General features: G+C 57.7%; 17 protein-coding genes. 11 read left to right on the top strand and 6 right to left on the bottom strand.

Annotation, left to right across the window (positions count from 1 at the left end):
- The first annotated feature begins 201 nt into the window (after positions 1 to 201).
- Positions 202 to 387, top strand: coding sequence for a hypothetical protein (locus tag MWU49_RS10620; protein ID WP_246971822.1), 186 nt, complete (start codon positions 202 to 204; stop codon positions 385 to 387).
- Positions 388 to 834: 447 nt separating this feature from the next.
- Here MWU49_RS10620 and MWU49_RS10615 read toward each other — a convergent pair whose 3' ends face one another.
- Complete coding sequence (locus tag MWU49_RS10615) at positions 835 to 1,554, bottom strand: acyltransferase (RefSeq protein WP_246971820.1); 720 nt, start codon at positions 1,552 to 1,554, stop codon at positions 835 to 837.
- A gap of 116 nt (positions 1,555 to 1,670) precedes the next feature.
- Here MWU49_RS10615 and MWU49_RS10610 point away from each other — a divergent pair, with 116 nt between their 5' ends.
- Positions 1,671 to 3,170, top strand: a complete 1,500-nt coding sequence (locus MWU49_RS10610; RefSeq protein WP_246971818.1) for an NAD(P)/FAD-dependent oxidoreductase — start codon at positions 1,671 to 1,673, stop codon at positions 3,168 to 3,170.
- A 260-nt stretch (positions 3,171 to 3,430) separates the two neighbouring features.
- Here MWU49_RS10610 and MWU49_RS10605 read toward each other — a convergent pair whose 3' ends face one another.
- Entirely contained in the window at positions 3,431 to 4,039 is a 609-nt protein-coding gene (locus tag MWU49_RS10605) for a TetR/AcrR family transcriptional regulator (protein ID WP_246971816.1), read from the bottom strand.
- 112 nt (positions 4,040 to 4,151) lie between these two features.
- Here MWU49_RS10605 and MWU49_RS10600 point away from each other — a divergent pair, with 112 nt between their 5' ends.
- From MWU49_RS10600 to MWU49_RS10590, 3 genes are all read left to right on the top strand, one after another.
- Complete coding sequence (locus MWU49_RS10600) at positions 4,152 to 5,084, top strand: ferritin-like domain-containing protein (protein WP_246971814.1); 933 nt, start codon at positions 4,152 to 4,154, stop codon at positions 5,082 to 5,084.
- Between the two features lie 67 nt (positions 5,085 to 5,151).
- Complete coding sequence (locus tag MWU49_RS10595; protein ID WP_246971812.1) at positions 5,152 to 6,717, top strand: NAD(P)/FAD-dependent oxidoreductase; 1,566 nt, start codon at positions 5,152 to 5,154, stop codon at positions 6,715 to 6,717.
- A gap of 232 nt (positions 6,718 to 6,949) precedes the next feature.
- Positions 6,950 to 8,833 carry a choice-of-anchor I family protein gene (locus tag MWU49_RS10590; RefSeq protein ID WP_246971810.1) on the top strand — a complete coding sequence of 628 codons (1,884 nt, stop codon included), beginning with the start codon at positions 6,950 to 6,952 and terminating at the stop codon, positions 8,831 to 8,833.
- A gap of 359 nt (positions 8,834 to 9,192) precedes the next feature.
- Here the strand turns inward: MWU49_RS10590 and MWU49_RS10585 are convergent, their stop codons facing one another.
- Together MWU49_RS10585 and MWU49_RS10580 are read right to left on the bottom strand one after the other, a co-directional pair.
- The gene (locus MWU49_RS10585) at positions 9,193 to 9,501 is read right to left on the bottom strand and encodes a DUF1244 domain-containing protein (RefSeq protein WP_246971807.1); all 309 of its coding nucleotides are present in this window, start codon (positions 9,499 to 9,501) and stop codon (positions 9,193 to 9,195) included.
- A 362-nt stretch (positions 9,502 to 9,863) separates the two neighbouring features.
- Positions 9,864 to 11,453 (bottom strand): ABC-F family ATPase, encoded by a 1,590-nt coding sequence (locus tag MWU49_RS10580; protein ID WP_246971804.1) that lies wholly within the window; start codon positions 11,451 to 11,453, stop codon positions 9,864 to 9,866.
- A 181-nt stretch (positions 11,454 to 11,634) separates the two neighbouring features.
- Here MWU49_RS10580 and MWU49_RS10575 point away from each other — a divergent pair, with 181 nt between their 5' ends.
- From MWU49_RS10575 to MWU49_RS10555, 5 genes are all read left to right on the top strand, one after another.
- Positions 11,635 to 12,039 carry a thioesterase family protein gene (locus tag MWU49_RS10575; protein ID WP_246971801.1) on the top strand — a complete coding sequence of 135 codons (405 nt, stop codon included), beginning with the start codon at positions 11,635 to 11,637 and terminating at the stop codon, positions 12,037 to 12,039.
- A gap of 319 nt (positions 12,040 to 12,358) precedes the next feature.
- Positions 12,359 to 13,441 carry a ferrochelatase gene (gene hemH / locus MWU49_RS10570; RefSeq protein ID WP_246971797.1) on the top strand — a complete coding sequence of 361 codons (1,083 nt, stop codon included), beginning with the start codon at positions 12,359 to 12,361 and terminating at the stop codon, positions 13,439 to 13,441.
- 129 nt (positions 13,442 to 13,570) lie between these two features.
- Complete coding sequence (locus tag MWU49_RS17870) at positions 13,571 to 14,530, top strand: helix-turn-helix transcriptional regulator (protein ID WP_246971787.1); 960 nt, start codon at positions 13,571 to 13,573, stop codon at positions 14,528 to 14,530.
- Between the two features lie 74 nt (positions 14,531 to 14,604).
- Complete coding sequence (locus MWU49_RS10560; protein WP_246971784.1) at positions 14,605 to 15,777, top strand: helix-turn-helix transcriptional regulator; 1,173 nt, start codon at positions 14,605 to 14,607, stop codon at positions 15,775 to 15,777.
- Between the two features lie 173 nt (positions 15,778 to 15,950).
- Entirely contained in the window at positions 15,951 to 18,023 is a 2,073-nt protein-coding gene (locus MWU49_RS10555) for a thrombospondin type 3 repeat-containing protein (RefSeq protein WP_246971782.1), read from the top strand.
- Between the two features lie 136 nt (positions 18,024 to 18,159).
- On the opposite strand, the gene MWU49_RS10550 is transcribed toward MWU49_RS10555, so the two are convergent.
- Positions 18,160 to 19,338, bottom strand: coding sequence for a helix-turn-helix transcriptional regulator (locus MWU49_RS10550; RefSeq protein WP_246971779.1), 1,179 nt, complete (start codon positions 19,336 to 19,338; stop codon positions 18,160 to 18,162).
- Between the two features lie 329 nt (positions 19,339 to 19,667).
- Entirely contained in the window at positions 19,668 to 20,681 is a 1,014-nt protein-coding gene (locus MWU49_RS10545; RefSeq protein WP_246971777.1) for an isocitrate dehydrogenase, read from the bottom strand.
- Between the two features lie 123 nt (positions 20,682 to 20,804).
- Between MWU49_RS10545 and MWU49_RS10540 the strand changes: the two genes are divergently transcribed.
- Positions 20,805 to 22,229, top strand: coding sequence for a PhoPQ-activated protein PqaA family protein (locus MWU49_RS10540; protein WP_246971775.1), 1,425 nt, complete (start codon positions 20,805 to 20,807; stop codon positions 22,227 to 22,229).
- Positions 22,230 to 22,360: the final 131 nt, after the last annotated feature.

The raw sequence follows: 22,360 nt of genomic DNA, 5'->3' as shown, positions 1-22,360 counted from the left end.
AGTGTCGACGACATCACAAAATGGCAAGGTATACTTTGTGGTGACAGGGTGTTTACCTTGGTTTTATGAAACTCCTGTTATATCAATGGGTTGCGATATGAGCCTTGTTGCTTATGAGGGCGTAATGGAAGTCGTGGCTACTATCGGAGGCGCCGTTCGGATGCCAAATGGTGATGGGGCATTTCTCACCGGGGACCCGGTATGCGTGTGTTGATTCTGCTTTTGTTGCTGCCACTGACGGGACAGGCAGCAAACCGTTTTCATTATTCCCTGGAGCAGTTCGCCCTGATTGCCGGCTATGAAGATTGTGTGCGTCAGCTGGGAAAGCAGCTCAGCGAAGACCAGCGTGACGCCTTGTTGGACAAGCTGCTGCGTGAGCGGGGGTGAAGGAGCCTCTGAATAACTCCTTGCATACTCAGCGTGGCCTGGAGCGTGCAGCTGTTGTGTCTTGTCTCGATGGTCAGGGGGGTTCCCTTTTCAAGAGGCAAGGCGCAGCAGATGTGCGCTCCAGGCCGCGCCTTTATGCTCGTTAGAGTGCTCCCGGGTCTTTCATGCTGGCCCGCACTCGTTGTTGCGCTTTTTCGATGGATGGACATACACCTTCAAAAGCGCGTCTAGATTGCGAACCAGCCTGAAAGACTGAGCATGCAAGGAGTTATTCAGAGGCTCCTTACGTTACCAGCCGCGGCGGGTGGCCAATGATCGTCGGCTCTGGGCCTATGACGAATATGCCAGTGAGCAACGCCTGCTGAGCTACATGATCCCGGCCAACAAGATGGATTGTCTGGACCGCTACGGCGGGCGTTACTGAGGGGGGCAGACTCGCCCGGTCAGTTAATCCAGCTGTCGGATAATCCGCGCCGGGTTGCCGCCTACCAGGGTATTGGCGGGGACATCCCGGGTTACCACGCTGTGTGCTGCGACGATGGCGTTATCCCCGATGGTAACGCCCTTGGTGATCAGGCTGCGCATGCCAATCCAGACGTTGTCACCGATCACGATGGGGGCCGAAGCCGGGTCTCCGCGGCGCGCGTCTCGGTCCCTGACAGGCGGGTGCGAATCGTTGTCGATGATGACGGTGCCGGGCCCGAACAGACACCAGCTCTTGATGGTGACGCTTTCGCGGGCATGAATGGTGGTGCCATTCAGTTTGCTGCGCTCGCCGATGCGGATGACGGCCTCCGGGGTATGAGTGGAGAGGCTGGTGCGACTCATGTCCCCATCCGGAAAGGAGGTCAGCCCAACGTTGTTGCCCAGTTCGATACGGCCACGGTTGACCAGGTGGACGTTATTCCCCCTGATCTTGCCTTTTACGGACACGCCGTGTTGCCGAAGTTGCAGTTTTAGCGCGAATAAGCGTAATGATTTTAGTAGCTTGCGAATCATGAGCGGGATTAATTGATTACCAGCCCCCATCTTACCTGTGCTGCCGGCGGATGCCATGACTTGCGTAAGGGCTCCGGGTAACTTGTCCCGCAGGGTGGAGTTAATCCGGGTCAGTGGCGGGTCTGTAGCGGCACTTTCCTGCGTCTCTGCGGCCAATAATCGGCTCATTCTGGCCTTTCCCATGTTGGTAGAGACGGCTATTCTTGTCCTAATTCATTGTGCCATTGCTCAATGTCATTGTTTGCAGCTGTGACCAGGCAGCGTGCTGTTGGAGGTAGAGAATAATGTCCAATAACCATTTTGATGTGCTGATCATTGGCGCCGGCCTTTCCGGTATCGACGCCGCGGTGCACCTGACTCGCAAGTGCCCGAACCATACCTATGCCATTCTCGAGCGCCGTGAGCGTATTGGTGGTACCTGGGACCTGTTCAAGTACCCGGGCATTCGCTCTGATTCCGACATGTCTACCCTGGGCTACGGCTTCAAGCCCTGGAACCGCGCCAAGGTGCTGGCGGATGGGGCGTCCATTCGCGAGTACGTAGAAGAGGCAGCCAACGAGCACGGTGTTACCCGCCACATTCGTTTTGGCAAGAAGGTAGTCAAGGCGGACTGGTCCAGTGCAGACAAGCGCTGGAACGTGGAAACCACGGACGAGAAAACCGGCAAGAAAGAGTGTGTCAGCGCCAACTTCCTGTTTTCCTGTACCGGTTACTACAACTATGACCAGGGCTATCGTCCGGACTTTCCCGGCGAGGAAAACTTCAAGGGGCAGATCATTCACCCCCAGCACTGGCCGGAAGACCTGCAGTACGCCGGCAAGAAGGTGGTAGTCATCGGTTCCGGTGCCACCGCCGTGACGCTGGTGCCGGCCATGGCCGCCAAGGGGGCGGATGTGACCATGCTGCAGCGCTCTCCCACCTATGTGGCTACTGTGCCAGAAGTGGATCAGATCTCCGTGGGGCTGCGTCGCTTCCTGCCGAACACCGCGGTGTATCGCATGGCCCGTGCCCGTAACATCGGCATTCAGCGACTGGTCTTCAAGCTGGCCCAGCAACGGCCCAAGCTGGTCCGTCGCGCCCTGCTGGCTGCGGCCCGTCGTCAGCTCGGTGACGATTTCGACATGAGCCACTTCCGTCCCAGCTACAACCCCTGGGAAGAGCGTCTGTGTGCGGTGCCCAACGGTGACCTGTTCAAGAGTCTGCGTGAAGGCAAGTCCCATGTGGTCACGGATCACATCGACAAATTCACCGAAAACGGCATCCTGCTGAAATCTGGCCAACAACTGGAAGCGGACATCATCATTACCGCCACCGGCCTCAATATTCAGATGCTCGGTGGCATTCAGGGCACCGTGGATGGCAAGCCGGTGCATCCCAACGAGACCATGGTCTACAAGGGTGCCATGCTGAAAGATGTGCCCAACATGTCGATGATCTTCGGTTACACCAACTCCTCCTGGACCCTCAAGGCGGATCTGGTTTGTGAGTATGTCTGCCGCGTGCTCAATCACATGGAAAAAACCGGTGCTCAGGTGGTCGTGCCCCGCGACAAGGAAGACTGCCAGAGTGAGGAAAACTTCCTCGGCATGCAGTCCGGCTACATCCAGCGGGCCAACAACGAGCTGCCTCGCCAGGGCTCCCGTGCCCCGTGGTTGGTGGTGCAGAACTACTTCTACGATCTCCCGCGCCTGCGCTTTGGCAGCGTGGAAGATGATGTGCTGGAGTTCAGTGATTACCAGCCGGTGAAGAAGAAGGGGCTGGTGGCGTCGTTGCTCGGAGCGTAAAGGAAGCTGCAAGCCTCAAGCTACAAGCTACAAGGAAAACCAGAAAGGCCGCTCCTGGAAACGGGGGCGGCTTTTTTAATGTGGCTGCAGGTTAAGATCAGGCGTCAGGCAACACCGAAGCTTCTTTTGTAGGAGAGTTCGCAGCAGGGGGCAAACGATCAGAACGGTTTCATGTTTTCAAAAAAATCGCCAGGATCGATTGCTTCAGAAAAGGCTCAGGGTTTTCATCTTTGTAGCTTGTAGCTTGTAGCTTGTAGCCCCTAAACCATCTCCAGCTTCCGTTCGGTATAGCTGGCCAGCACATCCCCAAACACCTCCGCCAGTTCCTCAAAGGTCTGCATGGGTTCGTCTTCGCACAGGTGGCGGACCACGGTGAAGACGCCGCCGTTGATATAGAAGTAGGCCACCGTGGGAATGTTGGGCAGCTTGAGCAGTTCGGGGTGATGCATCAGGTATTGGGTAAAGAAGTCCATCAGCGCCCGGTTCACCGGTTCCTGATAGACCACCATGTCCATGGTGAACGCATGCCGTGCGCACTTAAGATAGAGCTGATTATTCTCCTCCAGAAACTCCCGAAATCTGAACAACAGCAGCTTGATGGCGCTGCGGATGTCCATTTTCACCAGTTCCGGCACCAGCGGCTTGATCATGCCCACGGTGTCTTCCACGAAACGGATGCTGGCGGCATGGATGATGGCGTCCTTGTCCTCAAAGTATTCGTACAGTGAGCCCACCCCGATTCCTGCAATTTCAGCAATTTGCCGAGCCGTAATCGCGGCCGGGCCGTGCTCGGCAATGGCGATCATGGTGGCCTGGACGATGGCGTCCACGGTGGCTTTGGAGCGTTGTTGTTTGGGTTTTCGTGCCATGGGATATCCGAATTGAAACCGAACGAGCATTCGCTTTATCTTTACATTATGCAATGTGACATTAATAGCCTTGTGTACGCAAGTGCTAATCAGCAACTCGGGAGAGATGATCATGGCTTCTATTGATCTGGACAAAATGCTGGAAAAAATCAAAAGCACCCAGTGGGCCCTGTCGGACATCGACTGGGATGCCCCCGGTGCGGAGCTGATCACGGAAGAGCAGTGGCCCAAGCTGAAAGAGTTCATGGCCGATCTGATGTGGATTGAGCATGTCGGTGCCCGTGCCTTTGCGGCGCTGGCCAAGAAGGCCCCCACGGATACCCTGCGTGAGATCTACACCTACTTCCACGCGGAGGAGCAGCGCCACGCCAATGCGGAAATGGCCCTGATGCGGCGTTGGGGCATGCTGGAAGGGGATGAGTTGCCCGAGCCCAACATCAACCTGCGCATCGTTATCGAGTGGCTGGACCGTTATGCCGACGAAATGCCGGTGTACGTTCTCGGTACCGTGGTGCCCATGCTGGAAATCGCCCTGGACGGCGCCCTGTGCACCTTCCTGCTTGATACGGTGAAGGATCCGGTCTGTCACCAGGCCTTCGAGAAGATTAACGACGATGAGTCCCGTCATCTGGGCGTGGGTTTCACCGTGATGGAGATGCAGGGCCGCAGTGCATCCTATATCAAGATGGCCCAGATGATGGCGCGGGTGATGGATCCCCGCCTGATCCTTGGGATTGCTTCTTATATGCCCCTGCTCAACAAGATGCGCGACAACGTTATTGCCATGGGCCTGCCGGAGGAAAAGCTCTACAAGGCCATGCAGAAATTCGAGCGTATCGGCGGGCGTACGGAAGAGGGGCGTCGCAACCCCTGGTTCCAGTTGATCAAGCAGCATGGTCGCTGGGTGACCAACCGCAGCAACAGGGTCTATCACGTGCCGGTGGATGCGTTGGTGAAAGTTACCGGCATGGTGCCGCGCAAGGCGTTGCCGGCGGTGCCGTCCTGGGTGAAGGAGCTGACCTACGAGCCCACCACTACTCGCTAATTACGATGTCTGTATCGCTGCCTGGCCGTGCCGGGCGGCGCGACCCTGTGCCACGAGTTTGAACGTTATGAGTACGACCCAAGATTCCCCTAAACCAACCAAACCCAAAGCCGCCCGCAAGAAAAAGGTGGCCGCACGCAAGGCCACTGCGCGCAAGGCGCCGGCCAGAAGCAAGCCGGTTGAGAAGCCGGTGTCGGTCCTGATCGTCGGGGCCGGTTTTGCCGGTCTGGGCATGGCCATTCGCCTCAAGCAGGCAGGTATCGAAGATTTCATTATTCTGGAGCGCGGTAACGCGGTGGGGGGCACCTGGCGTGACAACCAGTATCCCGGTGCCGCCTGCGATATTCCGTCCAACCTGTATTCCTATTCCTTTGCGCCAAACCCCAATTGGTCGCGCAGTTTTTCCGGCAGCGAAGAAATTCTCGACTACGTCCATCATCTGGTGGCCGAGTTTGAACTGGAAAAACACATCCGTTTCGAGCAGAACGTGGCGGAGCTGCGTTTTGATGAGAAGCAGGGGATCTGGACTGCTACCACTGACAGCAACAACACTTTTACTGGTCGTGCGGCGGTTATGGCACAGGGGCCGCTGGCCAATTGCAGCTTTCCATCCATCACTGGCATTGAGGACTACAAGGGCAAGAAAATCCACAGTGCCCGCTGGGATCATGACTATGACTTTGCCGGCAAGAATGTGGCGGTGATTGGCACTGGCGCCAGTGGCATCCAGATCATTCCCGAGCTGGTCAAGGTGGCGAAGCATGTGAAGGTGTTCCAGCGCACCCCGGGCTGGGTCATGCCGCGGCCGGATTTTGCTACTCCGGAATGGAACAAACTGCTGTTCCGTAAATTGCCAGCCAGTCAGCAGGCCATGCGAGACCTGCTTTACTGGAGCCATGAGAGCATGGCCCTGGCGGTGATCTGGAACTCACCGCTGACTCGCATTGCCGAGCGGATCGGCAAATGGCATTTGCGCCGACAGGTGAAAGACCGCTGGTTGCGCCGTCAGCTCACCCCGGATTTCACCATCGGTTGCAAGCGGGTGCTGATCTCCAATGATTATTACCCGGCACTGCAGAAAGAGAACGCCAAGCTGATTACCTGGCCCATTGCCCGCATCAGTGAAAAAGGCATTCGTACCGTGGAAGGCATTGAGCATCAGGTGGATTGCATCGTCTTCGCCACCGGCTTTGATGTGAGTAATGCCGGTACGCCGTTCCCGGTGATTGGCCGGGATGGTCGTGTCATGGGGGATGAATGGAAAGGGGGTGCCCAGGCCTACAAGAGCATCAATGTATCCGGCTACCCGAACCTGTTCCTGACCTTTGGCCCCAATTCCGGTCCGGGGCACAACTCGGCGCTGGTCTACATGGAGTCACAGCTCGAATACGCCCTGAAAGGGGTGCGCAAGATTGTTGGTGAAGACCTGAAGGTGCTGGATGTCAGGAAAGACGTGCAGCAGCGCTATAACAAGGCGATTCAGAAGCGCCTTGCCAGGACCAACTGGAATTCCGGCTGCAAGAGCTGGTACCTCACTGAAGATGGCTACAACGCCACCATGTACCCGGGTTTCGCCACCCAGTACGCGGCGCAGATGGCGGACTTCAAAGAGGACGATTACGAAACCGCCTGATGTCAATCAGCCTTGGTTTTGTCCGGTGAACGCGGGCCAGCAAAGGCCCGCGTTTTTTTATGGCCGCTCTGCGGCTGCAACAGGCTTCACTCAACATCCAACACGAAAACCAGCTGCGTACCTTGCTGCCACCAAACCGTCATTTTTCCTACGCCCTGATGCAACATACTCGACGCCATACTGTCGCGCGCCCGTACCGGACCGAATGAACAGAGACAAATTGGGGATAACCATGCGACGTATTGTGATGATGGGAGGCTGCCTGGCGATGGCGGCCGCCTTGAGCGCCTGTGGTGGCGACAAGAAAGACGAAAATGCCAATGATGATTTCAGCGTCAAGCTGAGCTGGATGGGGAATTACCAGACCGGCATTCTGGACGAATCGGCGGCCGAAATTCCTGCCTATGATGCGGCCAGTCAGCGCCTGTTTGTGGTGAACGCCGAAGCCGGTGAGCTGGACGTACTGGATCTGAGCGATCCCGCATCGCCAGCCAAAATTGGCAGCATCAACGTGTCCGGTATTGCCACCGGTGCGGAGGTGAACAGCGTGGCGGTACAGAATGGTCTGGTGGCCATTGCGGTGGAAGCCGACCCCAAGACGGATAACGGTTATGTGGCCCTCTATCAGGCCGCAGACCTGAGTCTGGTCAACAGCATCCAGGTGGGTGCCCAGCCGGACATGATTACCTTTACGCCCAATGGCGAAACGGTAATGACTGCCAACGAAGGCGAGCCCAGCGATGATTACAGCGTGGACCCGGAAGGCTCTATCAGCCTGGTGGACATCCGTGATCTGGAAAACCTGAGTGTGGCCACGGCGGATTTCTCTGCCTTCAATGCGCAGGCTGAAACACTCAAGGCGTCCGGTGTACGCATCTATGGTCCCAACGCCAGCGTGGCTCAGGACCTGGAGCCGGAATACATTGCGGTATCCGCCAACAGCCAGACTGCCTGGGTAACGTTGCAGGAGAACAACGCGCTGGCCAAGGTGGATGTGGCATCCGCTACCGTGACCGACATTCTGCCGCTGGGGGAGATCGACCGCAGCGTGGAAGGCTTCGGTATCGATGCCAGCGATGATGATGAAATTATCAACATCAAGACCTGGCCGGGCGTGGTCGGTCAGTACCAGCCGGATGCGATCCATGCCTATCAGGTGGCGGGCAAGACCCTGCTGGTCACCGCCAACGAAGGCGACGCCCGTGCCTGGGGGGAGGACAACGATCTGTACTGGGGCGAAGAAGCGGATGATGAAGTGGATCCGCCAGTGCTGTGTGAGCCGGATGCCAGTCAGGGGTTTGTCGAAGAGTTCCGCGTCAAGCATCTGGTGCATGCCAGCGGTTTCGCCCGTCGTTGTGGTGATGACCTGCCGCCGCAGCTGGCAGCGCTGGGCGAAGGGGCTTTGCTCGATCCGGTCGTGTTTGATTACTGCGGTGCCACCGCCGGCGATCCCGGCGATTGCCGCGAAGACGATGTGCTGGGTCGTCTGAACATCACCTGGACCCTGGGTTACAAGACCGATGGCAATGGTGACCCGGTGATGTACACCGAGGCGGGCGTGGAAGATGCCGCGGGTACCCACATCATGTACGACAAGCTGTACAGCTACGGTGGCCGTTCTTTCTCCATCTGGGATGAAGATGCTAACCAGATCTTCGATAGCGGTGATGCCATCGAACAGTTCCTGGCCAGCGAAGCGTGCAAGCTGGGTACTGACCGTGCCATTGCCTGTGCCGACTACTTCAACAGCGGCCACGACGAAGGCGATGCCATGGATAGCCGCAGTGATGCCAAAGGGCCGGAACCGGAAGGACTGACCATCGGCCGTATTCAGGGCGACACCTTCCTGTTCCTGGGGCTGGAGCGCATGGGCGGGATTCTGGTCTACAACATCACCGACCCCCGTGAGCCGGTATTCCAGGATTACCTGAACAGCCGCAACACCTGGGATGTGGATCCGGAAGCGGGCAATCTGGATGGCTATGGTGATCTTGGTCCGGAAGGTCTGGTCTTTATCAGCGCTGAAGATTCACCTTCCGGTGAACCGCTGCTGGTGGTCGGCCACGAAGTGAGCGGCTCCACCGCCGTTTACGAAGTGCAGGTGTCCAGAGAGTAACGCGGTGGGAATGGTTTGGTTCATACGGATCAACGGGAATGGCTCACAGCAATACCCATTCCGTAGGAGCGTCGCTCGCGGCGCGATTCCAGACCAGGATCAAAAGCGTTTTCACCACAGAGGGCGTAGCGTTCACGGAGAAAACCCCGTTTTCCTTCCTGAGCACTGCGCCTTCTTTGTTGGATCTGTATTCAACAACGGCTATCGCGCCGCGAGCGACGCTCCTACGGAAAGGAAGGGGCCGGGGCTTTTCCGGGCATCCTGCAGTGATCGGCTCAGGGCTGCCGAGGGGGTAGTGGTTCCACGGCGATGCTGTTGGCCGGTTTTCAGTCTCTGGCGTCAGACCTCAGACCATCCTTTCACGACTTGGCTTTTTGCTTTGCCTCAAAAGCCGCCATCTGCTCCGGCGTAGCCGGCGCCTGAAACTTGTCCTTCCACTCGCTGTACGGCATCCCGTACACCCACTCGCGGGCCTGCTCGTAATCCAGTTCTACATCGTGCTCAGAAGCCGCTGCAGATAACCATTTGGACAAACAGTTACGACAGAAGTCCGCCAGGATCATCAGGTCGATGTTCTGCACTTCCTTGTGTTCATCCAGATGCTGAAGCAGGCGTCGAAAGGCGGCCGCTTCCAGTTCGGTTTTGGTGGTCTTGTCGATGTCGGTCACAGGCTTCTCCATTCTGGTTTTGCCAAACATCAGCCCCGTGTGGGTTTTGGCGGGGTATGCAGCTGAGTTGAAAGTTTAAAGTCCAAAGTTTAAAAGGGCGAGGAAGGTTCTGCTGATCGAAAACGCCATGATCGCGCACCCGCGCCGTAGGAGCCTGCCTGCAGGCGATCTCTGTACTGGTGAGTGACAAACCGAGCGCAGCGAGTCGTTTGAAATTCTTGTGCGTGCGAACGTCTAATCCACAAGATCGCCTGCAGGCAGGCTCCTACGGCGGCTTGGGCGCGGGCAGAGCCAATGATGCTTGCTCCCTGACTCATCCGCGCTTTTCCACTTTAAACTTTGAACTTTCAACTGCTTGTGCGTCAGGCGCTCTGATCAATACTGCGCAGATAATCGTCGTAATTACCGCTGAAGTCACGAATCCCGTCCGGAGTGATTTCCAGAATGCGGGTGGCCAGGGAGCTGACGAATTCGCGGTCGTGGCTGACGAAGATCAGCGTGCCGGGATAGTTCTCCAGGGCCAGGTTGAGTGACTCGATGGATTCCATGTCCAGGTGGTTGGTGGGTTCGTCCAGCAACAGCACATTGGGCTTGGTCAGGGTCAGCTTGCCGAACAGCATGCGGCCCTGTTCGCCACCGGAAATCACCTTGACGGATTTCTTTACTTCGTCGTTGGAGAACAGCATGCGTCCCAGAGCGGCACGGACCGCCTGCTCGCCGTCGGCGGTCCATTGGGCCATCCAGTCGAACAGGATCATGTCCTCTTCGAAGTCATGGCTGTGATCCTGGGCAAAATAGCCGAGCTCTGCCGCTTCCGCCCATTTCACATTGCCGTTGTCCGCTTCCAGATCACCGGCCAGACAGCGCAGCAGGGTGGTCTTGCCGATGCCGTTGGGGCCAATGATGGCCACCCGTTCGCCGGCCTCGATCTGCATGTCCAGATTCTGGAACAGGGTGTGGTCCTCAAAGCCCTTGGCAAGACCTTCCACCGTGACGGCCTGACGATGCAGCTTCTTGGTCTGTTCGAAGCGGATATAGGGGCTCACCCGGCTGGAGGGCTTCACCTCTTCCAGCTGGATCTTGTCGATCTGCTTGGCGCGGCTGGTGGCCTGCTTGGCTTTGGAAGCATTGGCGGAGAAGCGGCTGACGAAGCTTTGCAGCTCGGCAATTTCCTTCTTCTTCTTGGCGTTGTCTGCGTACAGGCGCTCGCGGGCTGCGGTGGCCGCGGTCATGTACTCGTCGTAGTTGCCGGGGAACAGACGCAGTTCACCGTAATCCAGATCCGCCATGTGGGTGCAAACACTGTTCAGGAAGTGGCGGTCGTGGGAAATGATGATCATGGTGCTGGAGCGGGCCACCAGGATCTCTTCCAGCCAGCGGATCGTGTGGATATCCAGGTGGTTGGTCGGTTCATCCAGCAGCAGCACATCCGGATCAGAGAACAGTGCCTGGGCCAGCAGTACCCGCAGCTTCCAACCCGGCGCCACGGCGGTCATGGGGCCGGCATGCTGTTCTTCCGGAATGCCAAGACCGAGCAGAAGATCCCCGGCGCGGGCTTCGGCGGTGTAGCCATCCATTTCGGCGAACTGCATCTCCAGCTCGGCCACCCGCATGCCGTCCTCTTCGCTCATCTCCGCCTGGCTGTAGATGCGGTCACGCTCGGCTTTCACTTCTGCCAGTTCGGTGTGCCCCATGATCACGGTATCCAGCACCGTGTGCTCTTCGAAGGCAAACTGGTCCTGGCGCAGCTTGCCCAGACGCTCGTTGGGAGTCAGCATCACCTGGCCATTGCTGGGCTGCAGCTCGCCCCCAAGGATCTTCATGAAGGTGGACTTGCCGCAGCCGTTGGCGCCGATCAGGCCGTAGCGGTTGCCGTTGCCGAATTTTACGGAGACGTTTTCAAACAGCGGCTTGGCACCGAACTGCATGGTGATGTTGGCGGTAGAGATCAAGGGACTGTCCTGTAGCGAAGGGCGGTGCGGTGGGCGGAGGCCACCGGACGCATGAAAAGTGGCGGCATTGTACCGGTTCATGACGCAAAACGCAGTGCCGCCGGGCGTTTCGGCCGGGAATATCGACTTGCCTGCGGCCATGGGTATCATGGCGATTCTGTCTACCTGACCGGATACCGCCATGTATGAAATGACCGTGACGCCGCGCTTCTATGAAACCGATGCCTTTGGCCATGTGAACAATACGGTGGTTACCGGCTGGTTTGAAACCGGGCGGACCCCGCTGTTTGAACTGTTTGGTGCCGGTCTGGACAAGCCGGCAGACCTGCCCCTGATCCTGGCCCGGGTGGAAGTGGATTTCGTAGGGCAGATCTACTACGGCAGCGATGTGTTGATCCGCACTGGTATCGAGCGCATCGGCAACAGCTCCTTTGTGGTGGCCCAGCAGGCCTGGCAGAACGGCAAGCTGGTAGCTCGAGGCAAGGCGGTGCAAGTGTATTTCGAGCACCACAAGCAGGCGTCGTCGCCGATTCCGGAGGCTTTCCGCGCAGAGCTGGAGCGCAACCTGGGCGAGCTGCCGGAATAAAAGAAGCCGCAAGCTACAAGCCTCAAGCTGCAAGGAAAGTCAAAAGACTGGAGCTGTGAGCTATGAGCTTCGAGCTGCGAGGAAGATCAAAAGCCAGAAGCTGCTGTAGGAGCGGCGCTCTTGTGCTCGTCAGTGTATGAGCCGCGAACCGGCGACGGAGAGGGGGCGATGCTCTGGAAAGGTCGGATTTTGAATTTGGCGTCAGTCGTCAGACTTCCGACGTCAGACCCTCGTCATTCCAACAGCATCATGGCGTCTTGACGTGATCTCGCTACACTATCAGCCTGAGTTTGCCCCCCTATCAGTGAGAGAGACCCGGATGGCCTACCAGGGACAACCCAATTTCGACCACCGTCAGCCCCGCCGCATCGGTGTGCTGATTACCAACCTTGGCACCCCGGACGCGCCTGAGACAGGTGCCCTGCGTCGCTACCTGCGCGAGTTCCTGTCCGATCCGCGGGTGGTGGAAGTGCCGCGCTTTATCTGGTTCTTCATTCTGAATCTGGTGATCCTGGTAATTCGCCCGCCTCGCTCTGCCCATGCCTACAAGACGGTATGGACCGAGGAAGGTTCGCCGTTGCTGGTACACAGCGAGAACCAACTCAAGGGCATTCGCGAGCGCTTGAAGCAACAGTACGGCGATGATGTGGTGGTGAAGCTGGGCATGCGCTACGGCAACCCGTCCATCGCCAGCCAGCTGCAGGAAATGGAAGAGGAAGGCGTGCGCCAGTTGCTGGTGCTACCGCTCTATCCGCAATACTCCGGCTCCACCAATGGCTCCACCTTTGATGCGCTGGCAAAAGATTTCATGCAGCGCCGCTGGATTCCGGATCTGCGTTTCATCAGTCACTATCCGGATTACCCGCCCTACATTCAGGCCATGGCGGAGCATATTCGCACCTATCGCCAGCAGCATGGCAGCGCGGACAAGCTGATCTTCAGCTACCACGGTGTACCCAAACGTTACCTGAACAATGGTGATCCCTACTTCTGCGAATGCCACAAGACTTCACGTCTTCTGGCAGAGGCTCTGGGGCTGAGTGAAGATCAGTGGATGACCACCTTCCAGTCCCGCTTCGGCCGAGAAGAATGGCTGCAGCCCTATACCGACTTCACCATGAAGGCCCTGCCCGGTGAGGGGGTGAAATCCGTGCAACTGTTCTGCCCGGGTTTCTCCGCCGACTGCCTGGAAACCATCGAGGAAATCGATGTGGAAAACCGCGGCTATTTTGAAGAGGCGGGCGGCGAATCCTTCGCCTATATTCCGGCGCTCAATGCCGAGCCGGTACATCTGGATGCGCTCACGCAGTTGATTGAAGACAACCTGCAAGGGTGGCAGCCGGACGACAATCATCCGGATATCCTCAATGCCCGGGCCAGCCGTGCGGACAGCCTCAAGTAACCGCGTTCCCTTTTTGCCTTTATTCAGCGCCCGCTTTTGCGGGCGTTTTGCTATCAATCCCCCAAATGGGGGATGTGCAAGCCATGCCCGGTCATTAAGGTAAGAATTGAGGAACGGGGAGGAATATGGGTGCTCGGGGAAAAAGAGCTGACAGAGGTCATGGATGCGATCTACTTTGCGGCGCATCAGAAGAATGGCTGGCAGGATTGTCTTGGCCGGATCAGTGAGATCAGTGGTGGTGAGACCGCGCAGCTATTGTTGCTGAACAAGGAAAGCGGTCAGCCCATTGCGGGCTACCAGAGCCGTGTTCCGCAAGCGGCCTGTGATATTGGCTCACGGGGGGATGCGGAGTTTTCCCTGTGTGCGGTCCGCCATGAAATTGATGGCGCGCTGGTGGAGCTGATTGTACAGCGCCCGGCGGATCGGGGAGAGTTTTCCCCTGACGAAACGTCGATGATGACAACCTTGATGCCCCATATCGCCAGGGCCATGCGCCAGGAAGAGTCTTCCCGGCTACTGCATGACCGTCAGGCCGCGGTGCACCGACAGAAGCAGGGCGCGCTGCTGTTGCTGGATGGTCAGAAAAACGTGGTGTTTCTTTCTGTGGAAGCCGAGCGGCAGTTGTCACAAACCACGGCCGTGGGGCTGGATGAAGGCCGCTTGCGCCTGTCGGGACGTCGCAAGCAGGCCGAGCTGGATGCCCTGATTCAGCAATGTTTTGAGCGCAAACATACGGACATGATCAGTGTCATGGAGGACGCGCAGGAGTCCGTGCGATTGCTGGTCAGCACCGTGCAGCCACGGGATGAAAAACTGTTCCAGTCCCATGGTCTGGTCGCCGTGTTTCTGGTCGGCGATGCCACGGATGAAAGCAGCGAGGAAGAGGTGATTGGTCAATGGCTGGGGCTCACCGAGTCGGAATCCAGGATCGCCAGCCTGATTGCCCAGGGGCGCCGCCCTGCCGATATCGCCAGCGATATAGCATTATCGGTGCACACCGTGCGTCACCATATCAAGAATATATACCGCAAGACGGGAGCCCACTCCCAGTCACAATTGACCGCGCTGGTGTTGAATCTGCCGGTGTGAGTCCTGAACGCGGAAATGGATATTGTTATTGTGGGCGGTAATACGCCCGGGGGTTGATAAACAGAGGTTGCACCATGTTCACTGGCAAGGGGCTGGAATCCTTACTGGATGCCCTGTACTACGCACCGTATGACGCATCTGGCTGGCAGGAATTCCTGAACCGGATCGTCAGCCTGTCCGGCAGTCGCTCGGCGCGTATTCTGGTGATGAACAAGGATGCGGACCAGGTCTTCAATGGCGTGCAGGTGAACACGGATGCCAGCGCCTACCAGGCATTTGTCGATCACTATGTGAATCTCTGTCCGTGGCGGCCGGGGCTTTCCACCTTGCCCGCAGGCAAGTTCTATTCTTCTTTTCTGGATGGGATCTGCGACCAGAAAACCTTCTATTGTTCCGAATTCTTCAATGACTGGGCTCGCCATCTGGATATCCACCACGGTGCCAGTGGTACGGTCTGGCAGCATGATGGCCAGACCATCCAGATGTTCATGCAGCGCACCGGCGGTCAGGGACATTTCACCCGTGACGAAACCAATGCCTTCAACGCGCTGGCGCCGCATATCCGTCGGGCGCTGCGACTGGAAGCGATCATGCACCAGCGCAACCAGCAACAGGACTTCCTGGAGCAGCAGGGGCGCTTCCGGGCGCTGTTGCTGCTGAATGCCCGCGGGGAAGTGGTCTATGCCTCGGATGCTGCCAGACAGACCCTGCGTGAGGAGCCCGCCATCCGCCTGCATGCGGGCAAGCTGCGTCTGCAGGACAAGGCCGGCCAGGATAATCTGGACCGCTTGCTGAGTGCCTCATTTGATCGCGGTCATGGCCATGCGCCTGTCACCGGAGGTGTGGTGCCGATCTGGCGTTATGACCGCACGCCGTTGTTGATGCAGGTGATGCCGCTGCATCCGGACGCGGACAGCAACGTGATGCCGGTGCCGGCCCATGCTGCGATCTACCTGGTCGATGGCGAGCTGGAAACGGAAATCGATCTGGACAAGCTGGCCTCGCTGCTGGATCTGACCCCGGCGGAAGCGCGCATTGCGGCACTGATTTCCCAGGGCGAAAAACCCGCGGACATTGCGGTCAGCTGCAACGTTTCCATCCACACCGTACGCAGCCAGATCAAGAGCATCTTCATCAAAACCGAAGTCTCCAGTCAGGCCCGGCTCACCAAGCTGGTCCGGGCGCTGCCGGTGCAGCGGCAGGTGGCCCTCCCTCGCACTCCCTTCCTGCTTTCCAGCGCTGGCTGATTTGCGGTCCCGCGACCTTCCTTCCTGACAATAAGTAATGCCCCGGAAAGTTAATGGCCGCTTATCCCCAATATGGGGGATGCGACAGGAGTGTGTGTTGGCTACTTTTCTTTTGAAGGAAATGGGCTGCATAAAATTTCAGCCCATAATAAAAATTCAGTTGAGGAATGGGGATGAATACAAAGCGCATGTTTGTAAAGACTGCCATGGCAATCAGTATTGCGGCAGCTATTACGGCCTGTGGTGGCGGTGGTGGCAGCGATCCCGTTGTCAGTAGCGGTGGGGCGAGTTCGGGCATGGAAATGTCCGGAGCTGCAGTGAAGGGGCCGCTGGCCAATGCGCCTGTTGTCGCGTATCGCCTTGATGTGGCCGCGGCAGATCTGCTGGGCGAGAGTGTTGGCGAGACACGCACAAACCTGCAGGCGGCCATTGATGGGCTGACACTGAAACCGGTGGAGGCCCCCTTCGTACTGGTTATTACGGTTGATGAGGAAACTACGGACCTGTCTACCGACGATGGCAGTGCGGCCATGCAGACCCTAAAGACGATCATTACCGAGTCGCAATTAAGTGGTAATCAAGCCGTCTATGCCACGCCCATGACCACCATGGTGGTAGAGCTGCTGGCTAACAAAACACTCACCACGGAAAACTTTGCCAGCGAACTGGCTGCAGCACAGGCGCAAGTGGCCACTGCATTGGGTTTTGGCATTGATGGTGATCTGAATCTGTTTGAAACCCCGCCTCTGTATGTCGAAGGAATGGATGAGGCAGATTATTCATCGGTAGTGAAATATCGCATGGCCAATGAGGCGCTGGTGGCGGTGGCATCCAGTATCGGCGGAAAAACCAGTACTCCGGCTTCCTCGGATGCTGTTATTGCCATGCTTGCTGAAGATGTCAGTGATGGTCTGGTTGATGGTGAGGTCGGAGGTGTGGCGATTTCCGGTTTTTCCGGCACCAATGTGGTGGATGACCTGAATCAGGATTTGGGCGGTATGACCGTGCCGGGAACCGACACTCTGATCAGTGACCTGGAAACCATGCTGGAGGCTGAAACCGAGCAGACTGGAGTAGAAGTCGATCCGCCGGAAGGGCTTGATGAAACTGTGCAACCCCCGGAGCTTGAAGCCGATAGTGATCTGGATGGCTTGCTGGACAGTGCGGACAATTGTCCTTCTATCGCCAACCCGAACCAGGCAGATGAAGATGATGATGGTGCCGGGGATGTCTGCGACCAGGATATGGATAACGATGAAATTCTGGATCATGAGGATAATTGCCCGGAAGTTCCGAACTTCAATCAGGCAGATCAAGACAGCGATGGCGTCGGTGATGCTTGTGATCTTGATGCCGATAACGATGAAATTATCGACGCAGAAGATAATTGTCCGGCAATCCCGAATGCAGGCCAGCTGGATACCGACAGCGATGGGCTGGGTGATGTATGTGACAGCGATGATGATGGCGATGGTGTACCCGATAGCAACGACAATTGCCGGCTGACGGCCAACGCTAATCAGGCGGACTCAGACGGCAATGGCGTCGGTGATGCCTGCGAAGAAGATTCTGATCAGGATGGCATTATCGATGATCTGGATAATGCACCCAATCACCCCAACCCGGGTCAGGAAGACTTTGATAACGATGGCATCGGGGATGTGATAGACGATGATATTGACGGAGATGGTCTGCCCAATGCACTGGATCCGAATGATTTCGATACCGATTCCGATGATGATGGTATTGCGGATGGCATTGATCCGGAGCCGGACAATCCGACTACTACCTTGAATTTGACGATTACGGAAACCCTGGCGTCGTCCTCAGATGGTGCTCAGCGTTCCTATGCGCTGGATCCTGTGAATGATCCGACCAGCATTGCCACGATGCAATGCAAGGTTGATGGTCAGATTGGAGAGTCGGAAACCTTCAGTGAGACTTGGCGCTTGTATGCCGATGGCGGTTACTTCACCATTGATGGTGAGAGCGCTGGGTCCTATGAAAAAAGTGACCTCTCCTTGTCAGTTTCAGGGTCGGACCCCAAAGAGCAAATTTACTATGGCTGTAGCGGAGATACCTGTATTACAGAATGGGCAGAGGTCACGTTTGAATGGAATGCGACCTATCACCCAGGAGAAACACCGAAAATCACCGGATCGATCGACGTAACGGAAACCTGGACGTGGAATCTTTCCGGTGAAGAAAGTGTTTGTCATTACACACTGGATTTCACCGCTAACTAAAAGTGGCTTTGGCTATGCAATGACCCCGGGCATTCCCGGGGTCTTTTGTTTGTACTTCAGTTAATGGTGCTTGTTGTTATTGACGCTGTACCAGGAAGGCAGTCTTGGTGGCCCAGTGTCCCTTCCGGGCCACTTGTTACCCCAATGCCCTCACCAGCATGGCAATCAGCTCGGTCTGTTTGCCGAAGCCGTTCTTGGCTAGCAGACTCTTGATATGCTGGCGCGCCGTATGGACGGACACTCCTTTTTCTTCGGCAATTTCATTGGCCGACAGCCCCTGCATCAGCGCCGCTGCCACTGAGGCTTCCGCCGGAGTGCAGTGGAACAGGCTCTGCATCTTTTCCAGATCAGGTTGTTTGCTGGCCGCAAAACTGAAGACTTCAATCAGCACCCCGTTGTTGTCAGGGTTGTCTGCGATCAAGGGAACCAGACTCAGCGCAAGGCGCTCGTCCTGGTCGGTGATGAAAAGAGTGACCGGTTCCAGTTTTCCCTGATGGGAGTGCATGATGCTGGTGGTTATGGCGTCGGACAGCTGTCTTGCCAGTCTGCGGTTATTGCTGGTCAGCGCCGCCTCTGCAGAGAGGGTCAATGCGCTACTGTGATCGATAATATCCCGGGCGGCCTGGTTGGCCTGGGCCACCTTGCCCAGCGCATTGCAGACCACCAGCGCCTTGTTCACGTGATTCAACGCCAGTGCCAGGTTCTCGTTGTCATTACTGGATTGATATAGCTTCAGATGCAGGGTGACCGCGTTTTCGATGTGCGGTGCCAGCAGGTTCATCTGCAGCAGTTCGCGTTCACTGTAGGGGCCATGTTGCTGGTGGCGGTTGGCCATGAAGATGACGCGACACTGTTCGGTCTGCGTCACCAGCATACCGGCGCTGTCGATCAGGTTGCTCTGTTCTGCCCAGGCTCGGCTTTCGGTACTCAGCATGTCAAGAATGCTGCCGTCCTGCTGGCCCTTCAGAAAGGAGTCGAATTGTCGTGGTGACTGGCTCACGAAGCGGGTGATGGCTTCATCCCTTTCCGGCAGGTCGCTGTTGATATACCACTGTTCAAACCCTTCCGGGTAACCGAAGGTCCAGCCATAACACAGCCGTTGCGGGTTGCTGGTGACTCCCAGGATGCCGCCTTGCAAGGCCTTGAAGTGAGCCTGGAAGGCCCTGAAGAAGGGGGCGAACCCGGCGCTGTCATGCAGGCAACGATACAGCGTGCTGATCAGCTGGTTATAGCCGTGCAGTTCATGCTCGTTAAGCTGAAGGTCTGTGGATGGTGTTGCCTCTTCGCCACCGGCAGTGGCCGTGATGGTTGTCATGGTATCCCCTTGCTGACTGCCAGCCGTTGCCGGATTCCCCCATGAATCCAGGCGACGACCATTATGATGGGCAGCAATCCTTTCCCCATCCCCCAAACAGGGGATAGCAAATACCTTACCGGTGCACGGAAGAAGTGTGAAGTGGGTCACGATGTGCGGTGTGGCCGGGGGATGGCAGGGAGGGGGGGGGCTTGAACTGGCACGGAGCTCATTCTGCAGGCTGAATGTCCCGCCAGCGAAAATGTCACGACGCTGTGGGAGCCGATACAGCCTGCTGAACGAGGGGTTTCCTCAGTGAGCCCTGTGACCTCTGTGGTAAACCTGTTTTTTCAGGCGGTCAGATGGCGGATCAGTTCGTCAGTGAACTCGCCTGTGCTGGCGCGGCCGCCCAGATCCGGAGTGACCACTTCGCCCTTGCCGACGACCTCGCGCACGGTGTCGCGCAACAACTGTGCCTTGTCGTGCAGTTCCATGTAGTCGAGCATCATGGCCCCGGCCAGGATGATGGCGGTGGGATTGGCGATGCCCTTGCCGGCAATGTCCGGGGCGCTGCCGTGTACCGCCTCGAACAGGCCGCCGTGCTCGCCGATATTGGCACCGGGTGCTACGCCCAGGCCGCCGATCAGGCCGGCACACAGGTCAGACAGGATGTCGCCGAACAGGTTGGTGGTGACGATCACATCGAAGCGGTGCGGGTTCATGGCCAGCTGCATGGCGGTGGCATCCACGATCATTTCTTCGTGTTCCAGATCCGGGTAGTCCTCGCGTACCTTGCGGGCCACATCCAGAAACAGGCCGGAAGTGGACTTCATGATGTTGGCCTTGTGTACCACGGTGACTTTCTTGCGGCCCTGCTTCATGGCGGTTTCATAGGCAAAGCGCAACAGGCGCTCGGACTCGGTGCGGGTGATGCGGCTGCGCAGCTCGGCGGTTTCGCCATCGTCGCTGACGGTCTGGCCCAATCCGGAGTAGATGCCTTCAATGTTCTCGCGGATGGTGATGATGTCCACGTTGTCATAGCGGGATTTCACCCCGGGGATGGACAGGGCCGGGCGCACATTGGCAAACAGGTCGAAGGTCTTGCGCAGGGTCACGTTCACCGAGGTGAAGCCGCCCCCCACCGGAGTAGTGATCGGGCCTTTCAGGGCCAGACGGTTGCGTCTCAGGGTGGCCAGGGTTTCTTCCGGTACCAGCTCCTTGCCCTGGTCCAGGGCGGTCTGGCCGGCAATGGCGTATTCAAATTCCAGGCCGCAGTCGAGGGCTTTGAGAACACGCACGGTGGCATCCACAATGTCCGGGCCAATGCCATCGCCGGGGATTACGGTTACGGTGTTGTCGTTCATACTGCCTCCTGAATGGCCAATCACTGCGGATCTCGATGGGGCTTTCCATTCTGCCCGCTACATGAAGCAAAATGAATGCCACCAAGGTCGCAGCCGCCACCGTTACCCTGTTCATGGATGAATATGACTCCCGCCCGCGACATCTTAATGAACGCCTTGCTGTTGTTGCTTCCTGTGCTGACACAGGCTGAGCCGCTGGCGGCATATCTGCAAAAACCGGAACCGGATTTCGGTTGGCAGCATTATCACAGTGATGAAGGCTGGCTGGCGGATCACCATTTCCTGCTGGTCACGTCCCAGCGCTGGCTGGGAGACGATGAGGTAGACCAGCCTCTCTGGCAGCATGAGGTAACGGTATCGGTTCCCTGGTCGCCGGCGTGCCCGGGGCGAGAGCGCGATGACCGTACTGCGCTGGTGCTGATCAGCGGTGGAGAGCGGCCCGCCGATCCCCTGAGGACCTCACCGGGCAGCATGGCCACGGCACTGGCCCTGCTGTTCTGTCGTCCGGTGGTGGATATCCGCCAGGTGCCCAACCAGCCGCTGCAGTTTGCCGGTGAGGCGGTGTCGCGCAAGGAAGACCGTCTGCTGGCTCGCTCCATGACGCTGGCAGTGGATCAGCCGCCAGGGGAATGGCCGTTGCACAATGCCATGGTCAAGGCGGTGATCGCCTCTCTGGATGCGGTGCAGGCGTTCAGCCGCGAACCATCCGGCCCTGCAGCCATCGAGGATTTTGCCCTGCTGGGCTCATCCAAGCGCGGCTGGACGGCCTGGCTGGTGGCGGCCCATGATCCGCGCATCCGGGCACTGGTGCCGGTGTCCATCGACATGCTGAATCTGGGCAGACAGTTTGATCATCAATATGCCAGCTACGGTGAATATACCCCGGCCCTCAAGGCGTTCAGCGCGGAAGGGATTGATTGCCTGATTCGCAGCGAGGCGGGCAAGACCATGCTCGATCAGGTAGATCCCTGGGCCTATCGGGAGCAGCTCACGCTGCCCAAGCTGGTGATCAATGCCTCCGGTGACCCCTACTTCGTCAGTGATAGCTGGCGCTTTTATTACCCGTGGCTCGCGGGTAACAACTGGCTGCGTTATACCCCGAATACCGGACATTCCCAGGGCGATGGCATGGCGCGCCTTACCCGACTTGCCCAGGTGGCCAACTGGCTGGATCAGGTGCTGGCGGGGGAGACGCCGCCGTCGATCGATTCCCGGGTCACAGACAATGTGCTGGAAGTGCGTCCCAGTCAGTCGCCCCGTGAAATGGTGCTGTGGCAGGCCGATAACCCCGACGCGCGGGATTTCCGCCTGGCAACTTTCGGCGCCAACTGGCGCCCGGTGGCGCTGAGCCCGGATGACGACGGGGTCTACCGGGTGTCTCTGGAAGCGCCGGCTCAGGGGTATCGTGGCTGGTTTGTGGAAGCGCGTTTCGGCGGCTGGTGGGGCGTGCAACAGCAAATCTATACCAGTGGTGTACAGGTGCGGCCGCAGGTGCTGCCCTATACGCCAAGAGACTGTGCTTCACCCCGCGGCGAAGCCAATTCATGACATAATGATGAGCTGGACGCCTGAGGCCCGATGCCTGACGGAACAAACAGAAAACCGAGGTTATTCCCGGGGTTATTCTGTCCGCGGTGATGACGTCTGCTATCGGTTCTGGCTTTTGAATTTGGGCGTCA

Origin of the sequence: Alcanivorax sp. S6407 (assembly GCF_023016115.1) — a bacterium.
In the GTDB taxonomy this organism is placed as follows: domain Bacteria; phylum Pseudomonadota; class Gammaproteobacteria; order Pseudomonadales; family Alcanivoracaceae; genus Alcanivorax.
This window is presented reverse-complemented; position numbering and strand designations above follow the sequence as displayed.

Coding starts and splice junctions, on each gene's coding strand:
- MWU49_RS10620 (WP_246971822.1), top strand. CDS start 202: ATGCGTGTGTTGATTCTGCTTTTGTTGCTGCCACTGACGGGACAGGCA.
- MWU49_RS10615 (WP_246971820.1), bottom strand. CDS start 1,554: ATGAGCCGATTATTGGCCGCAGAGACGCAGGAAAGTGCCGCTACAGAC.
- MWU49_RS10610 (WP_246971818.1), top strand. CDS start 1,671: ATGTCCAATAACCATTTTGATGTGCTGATCATTGGCGCCGGCCTTTCC.
- MWU49_RS10605 (WP_246971816.1), bottom strand. CDS start 4,039: ATGGCACGAAAACCCAAACAACAACGCTCCAAAGCCACCGTGGACGCC.
- MWU49_RS10600 (WP_246971814.1), top strand. CDS start 4,152: ATGGCTTCTATTGATCTGGACAAAATGCTGGAAAAAATCAAAAGCACC.
- MWU49_RS10595 (WP_246971812.1), top strand. CDS start 5,152: ATGAGTACGACCCAAGATTCCCCTAAACCAACCAAACCCAAAGCCGCC.
- MWU49_RS10590 (WP_246971810.1), top strand. CDS start 6,950: ATGCGACGTATTGTGATGATGGGAGGCTGCCTGGCGATGGCGGCCGCC.
- MWU49_RS10575 (WP_246971801.1), top strand. CDS start 11,635: ATGTATGAAATGACCGTGACGCCGCGCTTCTATGAAACCGATGCCTTT.
- hemH (WP_246971797.1), top strand. CDS start 12,359: ATGGCCTACCAGGGACAACCCAATTTCGACCACCGTCAGCCCCGCCGC.
- MWU49_RS10560 (WP_246971784.1), top strand. CDS start 14,605: ATGTTCACTGGCAAGGGGCTGGAATCCTTACTGGATGCCCTGTACTAC.
- MWU49_RS10555 (WP_246971782.1), top strand. CDS start 15,951: ATGAATACAAAGCGCATGTTTGTAAAGACTGCCATGGCAATCAGTATT.
- MWU49_RS10550 (WP_246971779.1), bottom strand. CDS start 19,338: ATGACAACCATCACGGCCACTGCCGGTGGCGAAGAGGCAACACCATCC.
- MWU49_RS10545 (WP_246971777.1), bottom strand. CDS start 20,681: ATGAACGACAACACCGTAACCGTAATCCCCGGCGATGGCATTGGCCCG.
- MWU49_RS10540 (WP_246971775.1), top strand. CDS start 20,805: ATGACTCCCGCCCGCGACATCTTAATGAACGCCTTGCTGTTGTTGCTT.